Here is a 14,520-nt window from a genome sequence, read left to right as displayed (position 1 = left end):
AGTCGACCGCAAGAGCTAGAGAGGCACGCTGTGACCGATGACCCCCGAATTGCGCTCAACTGCTCCATGCTGTTCAAGGAGTACCCACTCCTTGACCGACCCAGAGCGGCGCGAGACGCAGGCTACGCCGCGGTTGAGTTCTGGTGGCCGTTCGCGGGCCCGGAACCAACCGGCGCTGAGGTCTCTGCGTTCATCCGGGCGATCGAGGAAGCCGACGTCGAGCTGGTGGCCCTGAACCTGTTCGCGGGCGACATGGCCAACGGCGACCGGGGCATCCTCAGTCATGCGGACCGTCTCACCGAGCTCGAAGCGTCGTTGCGCGCCACCCGCGAGATTGCCGAGGCGACCGGTGTCCAGGCGTTCAACGCGCTTCACGGCCTGCGAGACTCAGGTCGCTCTCCGCAAGCTCAGCACGGTGCAGCCCTAGACGCACTCGCCGTGGTCGCCGCGAGCCTCTTCGAGGTCGGCGGCACGGTGCTGCTCGAGGCTGTGAGCGGGATCCCGGACTTCCCACTCGCCACGTTCCAGGACTGCGTCGACCTCAGAGATGGTGCCAGGCGTCGGGGACACACCAACATCGGTGTTCTCGCCGACCTCTACCACCTCGCCGCCAACGGTGACGACGTCAACGAGATCATCAGTACACGGGTGAACGACATCGCTCACGTTCAGATCGCCGACCTTCCGGGCCGCCACGAGCCGGGGACGGGGCAGCTGCCCCTCGCAAGGTGGGTCTCGACGCTGCGCGCGGGCGGCTACGAGGGATGGATCGGTCTGGAGTACAACCCCGAAGCGGGCACGGCCGAGGGTCTCAAGAACGTCGCTGGCATCTAGGACAACCTGTCAGAGACGGGCGCCCCCGGGCGACGCAGCCTCGCTGCTTGCCTGCGACGATCCGCCGCGGTATCGGCAGCGACAATGGCAAGCATCGCGGTGACTCACCCGACAAACGGCGATTGACGCCGGAGCTCAGTTTCAGGCGTCATCGACAATACGAGCTGTCCCCTCGAACAGCAACCGCGAGGACGTGCGCAGCACCGTCGGCGCCGCCACCGCCCGCCGGCGCGGCTGGGCGGACCGATCACCGAACAGGGCCGGCGGCGACGGCACCGCAAGCAGCGATGCCGCCCTCTGGGGAACCCGCATGCCTAGGTCAAGGACTCCCTGCCGATCATCAACGAGCAGATCGTTGGCCTCCTGGATCAGCAGGCCGAGCTCAGCCTCGTCATGAGCCGAGCCGACATGCCGAACGATCCGACGCCGACCCGCCACGGACTCAGCGATCTGCACCGCAGTCGCTCCCGAAGCCGTCCGCACCCGCCGGTGCCATGCCACGACCCCAACCTACTTAGTGCCTCGACAGCGCACTAAGCCCGGACATCACCCCAGGTCAGAGCGATCCAGTCGCCCAGGAGGACCCAAGGTGACCCAAGTCAGGTCGGACGACACCGGGACACCGGGTCACACCCGGACACCAAAATCACACCCGGACGGCACCGGAACTGCCCGACGCCAAGCGCCACCGTTCATCATGAAAGATCGAGGTGAGAGAGCGGTGCTTCACCTGGAAGGTGCTCCTCGAACTGGTACGGAATGGGCCTCAACAATCCCTATCATCCCAGGTCAGGGGCACTTTTCCGGTCAACGACACGAGCTCACGCCACCCTGCCATGAAACCGCGAGGCTAACCGCCCAGCGTTATGTCTTGGTCTTGATACCATTCCAAGGCCTTGTAGACTTGCTCAATGCTGTAGTCGGGCCACATCTCATCCAACACATAGAAGTCCGCATAGACTGACTGGATCGGTAAGAATCCACTCAGCCTTCGCCCGCCGCCCCAGCGGATGATCAAGTCGATTCTTGAGATATCCGAGGACGCTATACCGTCAATGATGTTGCCACTTGAGCTGGTGGCACTGTTCTGCACCGAATAGTTGAGGTCCCAGTTCCAGCCATAGTTGGCCAGGAAGTTGACTTTGATGAGACCGCTCCCGAATCTAGTTCTCTCGGTGTACGGCAGCAGTGCCTTTGGAAAGAATCGCGACTGAGTATTCCCGACGACCAGCAAGTCCGTGTCTTTGCTTGCCAGGTATTCAACGGCGTCGACACACGCCTTCTGAAAAGCTATGATCTGCACGGAGGGGCGCTTTGTGTTATCTACCGTGAACCCGTAGAAGGTTAGCTCCTTAATCCCCAGCTCCAAACATAGTTCGTACAGCTCGAGTCCTGGCCGAAGGCCGGACTCATACCCGTCCTGCTTCTTCAGGCCCTTGTGCTGAGCCCACCTTCGATTGCCGTCAGGAATAATGCCAATGTGTTGCGGGAGTCGACTAAAGCTCTTCACTACGGTCTCCTGCGTATGCCGGCCACGGGCCGCCCTGCTGCCCCTGGCCCGGCCGGGGTGACGCCGCATGGCATACCGCTGTCGGACCGGTCCACGGTCGGCGAGACCTTCGGAGTGACGTCGCTGGACCAGATCACTGCGTCCCGGCAGCGAAGCCGGCTGCGGTCCTGCGGGTTGTCGCGCCACCCGGATTGCTGCGTCATGGGACCAACCCTGCCACGAGAAGGTTTCAAGGCGAGCCAAAGCCGTCATCTGGGTTCGGCAAGTGATCCTGGCAACCACTGGGCGGCCATTCCGGCTGTGCCACTCGGGCTCGACTGCGGCGACAAGACCCTTGTCCACGTGCTCGACGGCGCGACCGGGGAGTCCTGGCACCAGCGGTAGGACGGGTCGTGTGCTCCTCCCGGACGCCCGCCACTGCGCCCGCCGCGAGGCGCATGGCGACCCCGATCGGCTGCTCGGCACCCGCGGTCATCGACCGGCGCTTCCCGCTCGAGCGGATGGCCGAGGCGCACAGGTACGCCGAACCCGGCCAGAAGGTGGGAAACGTCGTTGTCGTCGTCGCAGCGGGCCTGCCAGGCGCCGGGCGCGGGCCAGGGCGGACTCGTCCAGGGCGCGGGCACCGGTGGCGGTCGTGGCGAATCTGGGGGCGGGGGCGTCCTTCGCGCCGGCGACGACGTCGCGGGCACGGTTCTCCTGGGCGGTGAGCGTGGTGTTGTCGCGCACGAAGCGTTTGCGGGAGAACGCCCACACGGCCCGCCACGAGGGCCGAACCAGTGGCCGCGCCACCACGTCAGGTCGACGACCACGGCCGGGTAGCACCGCGCATCCGGTCGCGGATGCCGATCGCCGAGGTGCCGAGTACCGTGATTTCGAGACCTCAACGAGGGGTCCCGGAGAACGGAAGAGGAAGCCCACCATGGGTCTAGACGACAAGATCAAGAACGCCGCCGAGGAAGCCAAGGGCAAGGCGAAGGAAGCTGTCGGCGACGCCACGGACAACGAGCGCCTCCAAGCAGAGGGCCGCGCCGAGAAGGCAGGCGCCCACATCAAGCAGGCCGGCGAGAATGTCAAGGACGCCTTCAAGTAGGTCGCGCTGATACCTCGTCGGCCCCGCCCTGATCGGGGCGGGGCCGACGCGTCCCGCGGCCCGCCCGGCCAGCGACGATCGCAGGGTTAGTGAGCACGTCGCGGCTCACCGCGTGGCGCGAGGCTCCGCAGCGGGGAGCGACACACTCCCCCGGGCTGGCTGACCGCCGACCGCGCCAACGACATGATCAAGAAGCTCCTCACCGCACTTGCGAGCCGTGTGGGGTCGCTCGAGATTCGATGATCTCCAGAAGGATGGCCCTCGCGCTCACGTCTGCCTGGGTGTCGTGCGCCGCGTCGACTCGTCTGATGTCGACTTGGTGGAACCGCAGGCGGAGCTGTCCTACGTGAAGATGCTCACCCCGCCCGGCCCTACCAGGAGCCCGACGACGATAAGAACGATGCCCCACAGGAACTGCTTGCGCACGATCGCAACAATTCCGGAGATGACCAGGATGACGGCGAGAATCCACAACAGCATTGCCATGATCTTCACCTTCTGTCGACGGGACTCGGACCCCAAGTATACCCAGGTTCGCCTGGATCGCACGCCCTGAGCGGCGCCTGTTCAACGGGCGGATTCGCCGCAGCTAGCGCCCTATGTTGGCTCATTCGCTTAGTGTCTGACGACTGCGTCGAGTAGGGCTAGCTGCTCGGTCGGGATGGCGGGTGGGAAGGTCTGGGTCGCGCCGTTGATCTCGATGGTCGCTGAGCGCAGGGGTCGTAATTGGCGCACGACGTTGCGGATGGCCAGACCGGTGCGGTTCTGGGTCTCGCGGGCCACGGCCAGGGCGGTGAGCACGATGGTCAGGTGCGCTTCGATCGCGTCTCGGGTCCGGTGGCACATGGGTCGGGCGGCCAGGTCGGTCTTGCTGATCCGGAAGGACTGCTCCACGTGCCACAGGTCGTGGTAGCAGCTGATCACCTCGGCCGGTGGCATGAGGGTGGCGGGGATGTTGGTGACGTACCCCTTCAGGCCTGCCAGGCGCCGGGCGCGGGCCAGGGCGGACTCGTCCAGGGCGCGGACGCCGGTGGCGGTCGTGGCGAATCTGGGGGCGCGGGCGTCCTTCGCGCCGGCGATGACGTCGCGCGCACGGTTCTCCTGGGCGGTGAGCGTGGTGTTGTCGCGCACGAAGCGTTTGCGGGAGAACGCCCACACGACCCGCCACGAGGGTCGGGTGCAGGTCAGGGTCCCAGACCGGTTCGGCCCGCACGGCCGGGTCGTTGTCGTGGTTCGCGCCGGTCTTGGGAGTGAGGGTGTCGATGAGCTGCCCGTCGTCGAACCCGTCCCCGTTCCAGTGGAAGTGCGAGGCCAGATCGATCGGCGCCTTCGTCACGCGGGACCCGACGATGAACCCGAGACCGGCAGCGTCCAGCTCGGCCAGGTTCGCGGCCGAGAGCATCCCGGCGTCAGCGACCACGACCATGTTCTCGATGCCGTGGCGGGCCTGGAACTGTTTGATGATCGGCAGAATCGTGTGCTTCTCGGCCTTGTTGCCCTCGAAGCAGCCGATCTCCAGCGGGAACCCGGCCCGGTCCACCAGCAGGCCGACGACGATCTGCGGGTCGACCCGCCGCTCCTCGGAGTAGCCGACCTTGCGCAGGCCGTCTTCCTTCTCGGCCTCGAAGTAGAGCGTTGTCACGTCGCAGTGAACCAGGGAGACATCACCGCTGGTCAGGGCATGGGTGAAGCACAGTCCGGCGACGCGGTCGCGGTACTTGCCGGACGCGCAGCGGGCCAGGGCAGCGTCGTGCCGCCTCGATTCACGCTCGGGTCGGTTCCGTGTGAGGCTGCAACCGAGACAGCCATCGCCGGAATTGTCGAGTCTGGTGGGTGCCTTCGGTCAGTTAGGTCGCACTTTTCACGGCTTCCCGAGAGGCTCCCCCCGATGGCTGACACACCCGGACAGGACGCCGCGGCGCAGGTGTCCGAGGCGACCCGGCAGGCGGCCGACAGCCGACAGATGGGTTGGGCGGGGCGGGCGGGCCTGACGGCTCGCGCGGTGGTCTATCTCCTGATCGGTTTCCTGGCCCTGGCCGTGGCCGGCGGCAGCGGCGCGAAGATGGACCAGAAGGGTGCTCTGGCGCAGGTTCTGGCCCAGCCGTTCGGCCCGGTGATGGTCGGCCTTCTCGCCGTCGGGTTCGTGGGCTACGCGGTGTGGCGGCTGACGGAGGTGGCATTCGGCGTCACCGGCGAGGGACGCGCGGTCGGTCCGCGCCTGGTGTCCCTCGCCCGGGCGCTCGCCTACGGCTTCCTGGCGTACACGGCCGTGACGTTGATGCGGGGCTCGGGCGTTGATCAGAGCAGCCAGCAGCGGGGGTACGCCGCTCAGCTCATGACTCACCCGTTCGGGCGATGGGTCGTGGGCCTGGTCGGGGTCGCGATCGCCGTCGTCGGTCTCGTGATGGTGGTCCAGGGGGTCAAGCTGACCTTCATGCGCTACTTCCCGGCGGCAGGTCTGCCGCCCCGCACGCGGCAAGCCGTCCGCCACCTCGGCCGGGTCGGCACGATCGCGAGAGGATTGGTATTCACTCTGACGGGCGTTCTGGTGGCCTCAGCGGCCTGGACCTACGACGCGTCGAATGTGGGCGGTCTCGATGGCGCCCTGCAGACGTTGCGCGACCGCCCCTTCGGCGGGCTGCTGCTGGCCGTGGCGGCGGCGGGACTGATCGTGTTCGGGGTCTACGGGCTCTGCGAGGCCCGCTACCGACGGGTCTGAATCAGGTCCGGGGGTGGTCGACAGCCTGACGGCGCAGGTAGCGCCAGGCCAGCCACGCGCACGCCATGCCGTTGGCCAGGCCGACGACCACGTCGGAGAGGTGATGCATGCCGCGGTACAGGCGGGCGTAGGCCACGAGCAACGGCACGAGCAGGCAGAGCCCGGTGGCCACCGCGCGCAGGGCGGGGTGACCGATCCGTTGCGAGGCCATGGCCAGCGTGATGTACAGCGCGGTCGACGCGCCGACGTGACCGCTCGGGAAGCTTGACGTCGGCGGGGCGTCGTCGAGCTGTGTGACCTCTGGCCGCTCGCGCGCCACCACCGCGGCCGCAGTGACGAACACCGCCGACTGCACGGAGATCGCGATGACCGGCACGACGGCGAACCACCACTGCCTGGTCCGCCACCAGATCAGCGCCACGGCGATCAGCGCGGCCACGACGACCAGCTGGGTGCCGCCGACGTGTGACGACACCGACGTCAGGGTGTTCCAGGCCGGGGTTCGCGAGGCCTCGAGGGCGCGATTGATTCGGACCTCACCCGGCAGGGATCCGAGCGGGCCGACAAGCAAGAAGCCGACGGCGACGATGGCAGCCCACAGCGCTGTGGCGGGCAGCAGGGTTCGCCGTGACAGGTCGACCCCGGCCTGCGCGACGGTCGGTCGGGACAGGTCGTCGCTGTAGCGGCGCAGAAACGACATTGTCACTCCCCTACTTCGTCGGCCGGAGCCGCCGCCGCAGCGTTCCATCTCTGGTACCCGAGGTAGGACGCACCCGCCAGGGCACTGCCCAGTGCGATGCCCCCGATGACGTCACCAGGATAATGGACGCCGAGGAACACCCGGTCGAGCGCGGTGCACAGGACCAGCGCCATGACGACGGCGGGCACGGCGATCCGGGCGCGGGCGCCCAGCAGGGGCCAGACCAGCAGCGTCAAGGTCAACCCGGCGGACGCCGCGTTGGCGGCATGCCCGGATGGGAAGCTGTACCCCGGCACCAGCACCACGGCGTCCTCGAGGATCGGACGGGGCCGCTGGACCACGAGCTTCATGCCCAGTTCGAGGTTCCACGACACCAGCAGCGTGAGGAACGCCCACAGCGCGCGCGCCGGCAACCCGTGCCTCCGCCACACCCAGACGCACAGCCCGGTGCCCACGAGGTTGACCCACCGGCCCTGGAACGCCTCCTGCCAGAGGATCAACGCCTGGCGCAGCTCAGGGTTGGTCCGGGTGATGTCCGTCGCGGCCTGGACGAGACGCTGATCGAACACGACCAGCGGCGATTCCGGCATCGAGACGACCAGTGCGAGGGCAATCACCGGAATGCTGAACACGGCCGCCGCGCCGACGGCCCGGGCCACGCCGCGGCGCATCGCCCTCCTCCCCCCGCGGCGCCCACCCGGAACGTGTGTTGTCATCGGGCTACGGTGACACGCATAACCGCGTCGCAAGTACGTCAGGTCCCCGAAAGTCCTTCCGAACGTCTCCCGCCGCCCCTCTGCCGAAGGATCCACCGTGACGTCGAGCTCGATCGCTTCGGACGCCACCCCGCGTTCACCTCGCGGCCCGCTCCGCTCGGCGGTGGTCTTCAACCCCGTGCGAGTAGAGGACATGCCTGAACGGCGCGAGCTCATCGAGTCCATCCTCACGGACGCTGGGTGGCCGTTGCCCAGCTGGCTCGAGACCACCGAGCAGGACCCCGGGGCGGGCCAGGCCCGCCACGCGATCGAGAACGGTGCGCAGCTCGTGTTCGTCTGCGGCGGCGACGGGACCGTCCGCTCGTGTATCGAAGGGCTCGCCGATACCGGGATCGCCCTCGCGATCCTGCCCGCCGGGACCGGGAACCTGCTCGCGACCAACCTCGAGGTGCCCCTGGATCCGGCAGCGGCGGTGCGCCTGGCCACCGTCGGCGGCCGCCGCCGCATCGACATCGGCGACGTGGAGGGGCACGCGTTCGCGGTCATGGCGGGGATCGGCTTTGACGCCGCCCTGATCGGGGACGCCTCGACGACGCTGAAGGCCCGCATCGGCGCCCCCGCGTACGTCGTGTCCGCGCTGCGCCACCTGCGGGACCGGCGCATGAGCATCGAGATCCGCATCGACGAGGAACTCACGCTGAACCGTCGGGCGCGCACGGTCGTCGTCGGCAACGTCGGACGACTCCAAGGCGGGGTCGAGCTCTTGCCGGACGCCTCGCCCGGCAGCGGCCAGTTCGATGTGGCGATTCTCACGCCCCGCACCCTGGGCCAATGGGCCGCGCTCGCCTGGGGAGTGGTGCGTCGCAACCGCCAGGTCCACCACCGGGAGGTCCTGCGTGGCTCCCGCATCACCGTGACCAGCGACCGGGACGAACCCCGCCAGCTCGACGGCGACGTCATCGACCCCGGACGCACCCTGGCTGTTGCCGTGCGGCCGGGCGCACTCGAGATCTGCGTGCCGCTGCCCGACGGCGGCTCCGCACCATCCGCACGCGAGAGGAAACCCAGGTGATGCTGGTCCGCCCCTCAACCGACCCTCCTCAGCTGAACCCGAAGTCAGCATCACCGCTTGAGCAAGGTGACGTCGCACCCCACGTAGCAGCGAAGAGGGAACAACCCAAAGATCGTGGTCTCGGCGCGCTCGTGTGCCGTCCGGATCGCGCGTCTCGACACCGTCATCCGAGCCCGTTCGCGGAACATTCACAGAAGCGGCGTCCTGCGCGCCATCGTTTCCGAGCTCGCCACCAGCGAGCTGTCCGGCCGGATTGGGCTCACGGCCGGAGACGAGTTCGCAGACCTAGCCGCGGCCTGCGCGCCAGCGCGGCTGCAGGCCCCACTCGCACCCGGACCAGCGATCCAGCTCGCCGACCGCCTGGATCGCGCCGGCCGGTCACTCCAGCACGACGGGCTCGACGACACCCTCCAGGCCCGTTCGGACCGCACCTGCCCAGACCTCTGGCTACCGGTCGTCTTCGTCGACGACCTGCCCGACCCCGCCCCATGCGCACCGTGGTGCGGGACGGTCCTCATCACCACGCGGGAGGGGCCCGGCGGGTGGACGCTCACCGTCGACCGCGACGGGGACTCACACCTGGACGCCCTCGACCTGCGACTCACCGTCGCACGCCTCGATCCGCCTGGACTGCGACTGGTGACTGAGCTGCTCACCACGGCGTCGCCGCCGGCGCCCGATCAGCCACTTGCGCCCTCGACCGCTACCCCCGCGGACGAGGGTGCGCGGGCTGCCCTCGCAGCACTGCCGATCCCCCGTCCACCAGCGCCCGAGCCGGGCGAGTCCGACGGGGCTCGCGGCCTCAGGATCAATGTGCTCGGCACTGTCGAGATCGAGAACGTTCCGACCGAGCAGCGGCTCACTCCACGCCAGACCGAACTGCTGGTCTACCTCGCCCTGCGGGGCGAGACGAGCGGGCCGGCGATGGACGAGGACCTATGGCCGGGTTCGCGCACCGACGGTGTCGCCCGGTGGGGCCTGGCGTACCGAACGCGGCGGATCGTCCTCGACCACAACCTGCCCAGGACCGAAAAGGGCGACGCGCTGCGGCTCGGGCCTGGCGCCACCTGCGACTGGGACGACTTCCGTCGGCTCGCGATGTCCGGCCTCGCGGCCGACGCAGCGGGCGTCGCCGACCTTCAGCACGCCCTCGACCTCGTCCGAGGCCGACCCCTCACCGGCGTCCCGCCCAACGCATACGCGTGGGCAGATCGCGACACCGACACGATGATCAGCACCGTCGCCGACGTTTCTCTTTCGCTCGCTCGGCACCTGCTCGACAGCGGCGACTCGCGCAATGCCCTGAGCGCAGCAATGACCGGGCTCGCCGCCGACCCGTGCTCAGAGGATCTGCGGGAGATCGCCGTCGCGGCGGCCCTCGGCCACGGCGACATCGACGAGGCGCGCCGCATCCAAGACCGGCACGCGGCGCTCTTGGCCGAACTCGACGACGAGTACGTGTAGCTCTACGCCCGAGGGACGGGCTGACCTCGAAGTCGCTGCGCCGAGTCGACCTTCACGATCTCGCATCACCAATTGAGCCCGTCGACGGTCACGCGGTCACGAAGATGGGCGACCCGCGCGCCCAGCCGGTTTGAGGTCGTTTGATCTCGGGGTGCACGGGTGCCGCCGTACGGCAGGCCCCGCTACGGCGAGGGCGTGGGTGTCTTGTCGGCGTCCTCGACCGGCACCAGGTCGGACTGCTCGATCACCCAGGTGTCCTCATGGCACACCTCACCGGAATGCTCGGCGGTGAGCGCGCCGTCCCTGGTAACCGCGTTGACGCCGGAGACGCAGTACGCGCTCGAATAGCTAGGTCATGTCTCCCATATGCGCGTCCAGGTGAGGCAGGCGGCCAGGATGATCGCGGCGCGGTAGGTGATGGCGAGCTTGTCGTAGCGGGTGGCCAGGCCGCGCCATTGCTTGGTCAGGGCGAAGTGGCGTTCGACGACGTTGCGGCCGCGGTAGGCGGCGGTATCCAGCCCGGGTGGTCGCCCGCCGCGCGACCCCCGGCGTTTGCGGGCGGCGATCTGGTCGGACTTCTCGGGGATCACGACCGTGATCCCTCGGGCGTGCAGGGCGTGGCGGTAGACCCCGGCGGAGTAGGCCTTGTCGGCGATCACCGCCTCGGGCCGGGTGCGTGGACGCCCAGGGCCCAGGCGTGGGACGCGGATGTCGGCCAGGACTGCTTCGAGCAGGGCGCCGTCGTTGCGGTGCCCACCGGTGACCACGGCGGCGAGCGGGCGTCCGTTCCCGTCGACGGCGGCGTGGATCTTGGTGGTCAGCCCACCGCGTGAGCGTCCGATGCCGTGACCTGCAGGTTCACACTCTCTGATCGGCAGATTCCTGTGATTCGACCCTGCCCCCCGTGTCCTGGTCCGGGCGGGACGTGTTCGTGCCGTGCTGGTGCGCGCGAGCGATCGTGGCGTCCACCGAGACCTTCCAGTCCAGCTTCCCGGCCGCGTCGGCCTCGGCCAGCAACCGCGCCAGCACCCGGTCCCACGTCCCGTCCGCGGCGTAGCGGCGGTGGCGCTTCCACGCCGTCTGCCACGGCCCGAACGCCTCGCGCGGCAGGTCGCGCCACGGGATCCCGGTCCGGTACCGGTAGGCGATCGCCTCGACCACCCGCCGATTGTCTGCGAAGGGATGACCCCGCCGGCCCGCGTTGGACGGCAACAACGGCTCCACCCGAGCCCACTGCGCGTCAGAGAACACCTGATACCGAGAAGACGACGTCACCGGCACAGACTGCCGCAAGCCTCACCCCAGATATGGGAGACACGCTCTAGGCAGCTGCCTCGCTGGGTGCGGGCGCGTGGTGCTCCATGTCAAAGTGCCAGAGGTGTCCCGGATCCTCTTGCCCCACCCGGCCCCAACGCGGGCCGCTGCGACGTCGACCCGTCCGCTGGGCTCCCTCTCGGTCCGCGCCCGAGGTTGTCGACGATTCTCCCCACCTGCTGTTGACCCGTTCGCTGTCCACAGAACCGGCTCGTGCTTGTTCGGGTGGAGTGTCTCGGCGGCGAGGTTGGAGACGGGTGTCGCGACGACCACGGCGGCGGCTGGTTGGCGAGCTGGAGGATGCGATGACGACGATCGAGGCACTGCGGGCCTGGGCCGAAGGTTCATACGCCGACACGGCGGCGGTCGAGCTGCTCGCCCGGGCGTTCGGTGGGCGCTTCGCCGGGGCAGGTCATCCGTGGATCGGTACCGACGCGGCGGGCCGGATGTGGCTCGACGGTGACGCCCTGCGCGCGGCGTCGGGACTCTCCGGCGGCGAGCGGCGAGTTCTCGCGTTGGTTGCCGCACTCATCGACGCGCAGCCGGTCGAGATCGTGGACGTCGTCAGCGGCCTGGACCGTCACCACCTGGACCTCGTGCTGGCTGCCCTGGCGCACGCCGGCGGCAGCCACGAGCACGCGGCCGTGACTCTCGACCCCGACGGCACGGCTCACCTGTCGAGCCCCGGCCCGCTGCACCCATGGCCGCCCGCCGGCACACGGTGAGCCAAATCGAGTGGGAGGAGGTTGCGGCACACGGCGCCTACCTGCTCGTGAGCACCGACGACGACGCCGGGCACGGTCGTCCGATCTGAGAGGTGAACGGCGATGAGCCTGTCCTGGACCGCACCGGCCGACGTGCTGACCGAGGGCGCCGAGCCCGGCTGGGCTGGTATCTGGACGTTGACCCACGCCGCGGCCCGCGCCGCTCTGCACTTGGCCGATGCCCTGCCTCTGATCGACGCCCTGGATGTCATCTACGCCGCAGCCGACCTGCGCGAGGCCCAGGACAAGCTCGAGTGGGCCCATCCCGCGCTGCCTGCCCGGTGCGCCGCCGTCGACCTCGGCCCCCTCGACTCCGGCGATGGCTTCACACGTGGACGGCTCGTCCTCGACCAGCTGACCACCGCCGCGCTGAACCGGCTCTTCGCGATCGGGGGTGTAGTCGCGGGGTGTTGAGCCTGGCGGGGATGGTGGGCGCGTCGATGGCTGGGTAGGCGTCGAGGTCTTCCGAAGATGGAAGTTCTCACACTGCCCACCGGGAAGACCTCGACGTGCCTGACGCTACCTTCGCCTGCCTTGACCTGACCACGTTCGCTCGGTTGGACGAGCTCGGCCTGGTGGTCGTGGGGCAGCGGCTCGAGCCCGTTCGTGCGGTCCAGGCCTGCCGGGTGGTCGATTCGGACCAGTGGTGTCGGCGCTGCGGGTGCGAGGGCGCCGCGAGGGACACGGTGACCCGGCGGCTGGCGCACGAGCCGTTCGGGTGGCGTCCCACCGTCTTGAAGGTCACGGTGCGCCGCTAGCGGTGCACCGGGTGCGCTCACGTGTGTCGTCAGGACACCAGCCTGGCGGCCGAGCCCCGGTCGAAGCGGTCCCGCCGGGCGGTGGGGTGGGCGCTGGAGGCTCTGGTCGTGGCGCATCTGACCGTCGCTAGGGTCGCTGAGGCCCTGGCGGTCTCGTGGAACACCGCCAACAACGCGGTCCCCCTGGTCGAGGGTCGGCGGGTCCTGATCGACGACCCGCACCGGTTCGACGCCGTAGCGGTGATCGGTGTCGACGAGCACGTGTGGCGTCACACCCGCCGCGGCGAGAAGTACGTCACGGTCGTCATCGACCTCACCGGCGTCCGCGACGGCACAGGGCCGGCCCGGTTGCTGGACATGGTCGAAGGCCGCTCCAAGCAGGCGTTCAAGGCGTGGCTCGCTGCTCGGCCCGAGTCATGGCGGGCGGGGGTCGAGGTCGTCGAGATGGACGGGTTCACCGGGTTCAAGACCGTCACCACCGAAGAGCTGCCCGACGCCGTGGCGGTCATGGACCCCTTCCACGTCGCCCACCTGGCCGGTGACGCGCTGGACCGGTGCCGCCGACGCATCCAGCAGGAACTCCACGCTCACCGCGGCCGCATGAACGACCCCCTCTACCGGGCCCGGCGCACCCTGCACACCGGCGCCGACCTGCTCACCGACACCCAGCGCGCACGGATCGGGGCACTGTTCGCCGACGACGCCCACATCGAGGTCGAGGTCACCTGGGGCGTCTACCAGGCCATGAGGCCACTGTGGGCTTCGGTCGTGCGTTTCGGTCGGCCCTCTCCCCCCGCGCGGCGAGTGTGGCTTGAGTCAGTTTCCGAAGTGGTCTGCACAGGTGTCTGGAGTCGCGTGCACACGCGTGGTCGTGCTCCGGTGGTGTTCCGCCAATCGTGGTCCTGTTAGCCGGGCTGTGGAACTCGCCGGAGAGCCGGTGTGCGTTCGTTTAGCGACCCTTGTCGGGGCAAGGCGCCCTCGCCCGCAGGCTCGCGTCGAGGGCTGGGGTGAGGTAGCGGACGATCTCCGCGCGGCTCATAGAGGCGATGGGCTCTAGGCGTAGGACGTAGCGGGTGAAGAACACGCCTGTGATGGTGGCCGCAACGCCGCTGGCCCACCGGCTGGCGTCTGGGCCGCCGATGATCGCGGCGATGCGGGTGACCAGCTGGCTTTGGAAGTACTCGGTCATGACCCGATGGGTGGCCGGATCGGTCAGTGACCCGTTGAACAGTTGACTGAGTACGAGCTGCTGCTGGGGGACATCCCATGCGGCGAGGGCGGCGTCCAGAAGGGAGGGCGCGAGGTTCGTCGGTACAGCCCGGGCCATGGCTGCTTCGAGGACCTCCGCAGGGGTGACCACGAGCTCCATGACCGCGCGGAACAGGCCCTCCTTCGACCCGAAGTAGTAATTCACCAGCGAGTGGTCCACCTGCGCGTCCTTCGCGATCGCGCGGACCGTGCAGTCGGCATATGCGTGGGTCCTGAACCGCGCACGCGCTGCGTGGAGGAGGCGCTCCCGTGCACCGGTGGGTTGGGATGGCCGCCCTCGTCCTTTATTCACCACAGTTGAATAGTCCGC

General features: G+C 68.7%; 14 protein-coding genes and 2 pseudogenes. 8 read left to right on the top strand and 8 right to left on the bottom strand.

Annotated elements, in window-relative coordinates; all coding sequences use genetic code 11:
- Positions 1-30: 30 nt before the first annotated feature.
- The gene (locus K415_RS0111715; RefSeq protein ID WP_024287234.1) at positions 31-834 is read left to right on the top strand and encodes a hydroxypyruvate isomerase family protein; all 804 of its coding nucleotides are present in this window, start codon (positions 31-33) and stop codon (positions 832-834) included.
- Between the two features lie 141 nt (positions 835-975).
- Here the strand turns inward: K415_RS0111715 and K415_RS24305 are convergent, their stop codons facing one another.
- Together K415_RS24305 and K415_RS0111705 are read right to left on the bottom strand one after the other, a co-directional pair.
- Positions 976-1,290: a hypothetical protein gene (locus tag K415_RS24305; protein WP_051480537.1), complete on the bottom strand. Its 315-nt coding sequence runs from the start codon at positions 1,288-1,290 to the stop codon at positions 976-978.
- Between the two features lie 394 nt (positions 1,291-1,684).
- Positions 1,685-2,344 carry an undecaprenyl diphosphate synthase family protein gene (locus tag K415_RS0111705; protein ID WP_024287232.1) on the bottom strand — a complete coding sequence of 220 codons (660 nt, stop codon included), beginning with the start codon at positions 2,342-2,344 and terminating at the stop codon, positions 1,685-1,687.
- Positions 2,345-3,263: 919 nt separating this feature from the next.
- On the opposite strand from K415_RS0111705, the gene K415_RS23555 reads away from it, so the two are divergent.
- Positions 3,264-3,434, top strand: coding sequence for a CsbD family protein (locus tag K415_RS23555; protein ID WP_081784996.1), 171 nt, complete (start codon positions 3,264-3,266; stop codon positions 3,432-3,434).
- 342 nt (positions 3,435-3,776) lie between these two features.
- Here the strand turns inward: K415_RS23555 and K415_RS24300 are convergent, their stop codons facing one another.
- Both K415_RS24300 and K415_RS21855 read right to left on the bottom strand, forming a co-directional pair.
- On the bottom strand, positions 3,777-3,914 hold the full coding sequence (locus K415_RS24300) for a GPGG-motif small membrane protein (protein ID WP_197024833.1): 138 nt from the start codon (positions 3,912-3,914) through the stop codon (positions 3,777-3,779).
- A 135-nt stretch (positions 3,915-4,049) separates the two neighbouring features.
- Positions 4,050-5,151: pseudogene (locus tag K415_RS21855) on the bottom strand (IS1634 family transposase); the annotation flags it as partial.
- Here K415_RS21855 and K415_RS0111685 point away from each other — a divergent pair.
- Positions 5,116-6,153 carry a DUF1206 domain-containing protein gene (locus K415_RS0111685; protein WP_155859449.1) on the top strand — a complete coding sequence of 346 codons (1,038 nt, stop codon included), beginning with the start codon at positions 5,116-5,118 and terminating at the stop codon, positions 6,151-6,153. The pseudogene K415_RS21855 and the gene K415_RS0111685 overlap by 36 nt on opposite strands.
- A gap of 1 nt (position 6,154) precedes the next feature.
- On the opposite strand, the gene K415_RS0111680 is transcribed toward K415_RS0111685, so the two are convergent.
- Together K415_RS0111680 and K415_RS0111675 are read right to left on the bottom strand one after the other, a co-directional pair.
- Positions 6,155-6,853 carry a phosphatase PAP2 family protein gene (locus K415_RS0111680; protein WP_024287228.1) on the bottom strand — a complete coding sequence of 233 codons (699 nt, stop codon included), beginning with the start codon at positions 6,851-6,853 and terminating at the stop codon, positions 6,155-6,157.
- A 2-nt stretch (positions 6,854-6,855) separates the two neighbouring features.
- The gene (locus K415_RS0111675) at positions 6,856-7,524 is read right to left on the bottom strand and encodes a phosphatase PAP2 family protein (RefSeq protein WP_024287227.1); all 669 of its coding nucleotides are present in this window, start codon (positions 7,522-7,524) and stop codon (positions 6,856-6,858) included.
- Positions 7,525-7,666: 142 nt separating this feature from the next.
- Between K415_RS0111675 and K415_RS0111670 the strand changes: the two genes are divergently transcribed.
- Together K415_RS0111670 and K415_RS23980 are read left to right on the top strand one after the other, a co-directional pair.
- Positions 7,667-8,641 (top strand): diacylglycerol kinase family protein, encoded by a 975-nt coding sequence (locus K415_RS0111670; RefSeq protein ID WP_024287226.1) that lies wholly within the window; start codon positions 7,667-7,669, stop codon positions 8,639-8,641.
- Between the two features lie 639 nt (positions 8,642-9,280).
- Positions 9,281-10,105, top strand: a complete 825-nt coding sequence (locus K415_RS23980; RefSeq protein WP_155859448.1) for a bacterial transcriptional activator domain-containing protein — start codon at positions 9,281-9,283, stop codon at positions 10,103-10,105.
- A gap of 353 nt (positions 10,106-10,458) precedes the next feature.
- Here the strand turns inward: K415_RS23980 and K415_RS23975 are convergent.
- Positions 10,459-11,386, bottom strand: a protein-coding gene (locus tag K415_RS23975; RefSeq protein WP_197024800.1) for an IS5 family transposase whose coding sequence is annotated in 2 segments (ribosomal slippage) — positions 10,459-11,007 and positions 11,009-11,386 — 927 coding nt in all. Because the reading frame shifts where the segments join, the coding sequence is not laid out codon by codon here.
- Positions 11,387-11,724: 338 nt separating this feature from the next.
- On the opposite strand from K415_RS23975, the gene K415_RS0111645 reads away from it, so the two are divergent.
- The 3 genes and pseudogenes from K415_RS0111645 to K415_RS21850 form a co-directional block, all read left to right on the top strand.
- Complete coding sequence (locus K415_RS0111645) at positions 11,725-12,144, top strand: hypothetical protein (RefSeq protein ID WP_024287222.1); 420 nt, start codon at positions 11,725-11,727, stop codon at positions 12,142-12,144.
- Positions 12,145-12,246: 102 nt separating this feature from the next.
- Positions 12,247-12,597, top strand: a complete 351-nt coding sequence (locus K415_RS0111635; RefSeq protein WP_024287221.1) for a hypothetical protein — start codon at positions 12,247-12,249, stop codon at positions 12,595-12,597.
- A 95-nt stretch (positions 12,598-12,692) separates the two neighbouring features.
- Positions 12,693-13,688, top strand: a pseudogene (locus K415_RS21850) (ISL3 family transposase); the annotation flags it as partial.
- Positions 13,689-13,890: 202 nt separating this feature from the next.
- Here K415_RS21850 and K415_RS0111625 read toward each other — a convergent pair.
- On the bottom strand, positions 13,891-14,502 hold the full coding sequence (locus tag K415_RS0111625) for a TetR/AcrR family transcriptional regulator (protein WP_024287220.1): 612 nt from the start codon (positions 14,500-14,502) through the stop codon (positions 13,891-13,893).
- Between the last annotated feature and the right edge of the window lie 18 nt (positions 14,503-14,520).

The organism is Cellulomonas sp. KRMCY2 (genome assembly GCF_000526515.1).
Classification (GTDB): Bacteria; Actinomycetota; Actinomycetes; order Actinomycetales; family Cellulomonadaceae; genus Actinotalea.
The sequence above is the reverse complement of the archived record's forward strand: the minus strand, read 5'-3'. Positions and strand labels throughout refer to the sequence as shown.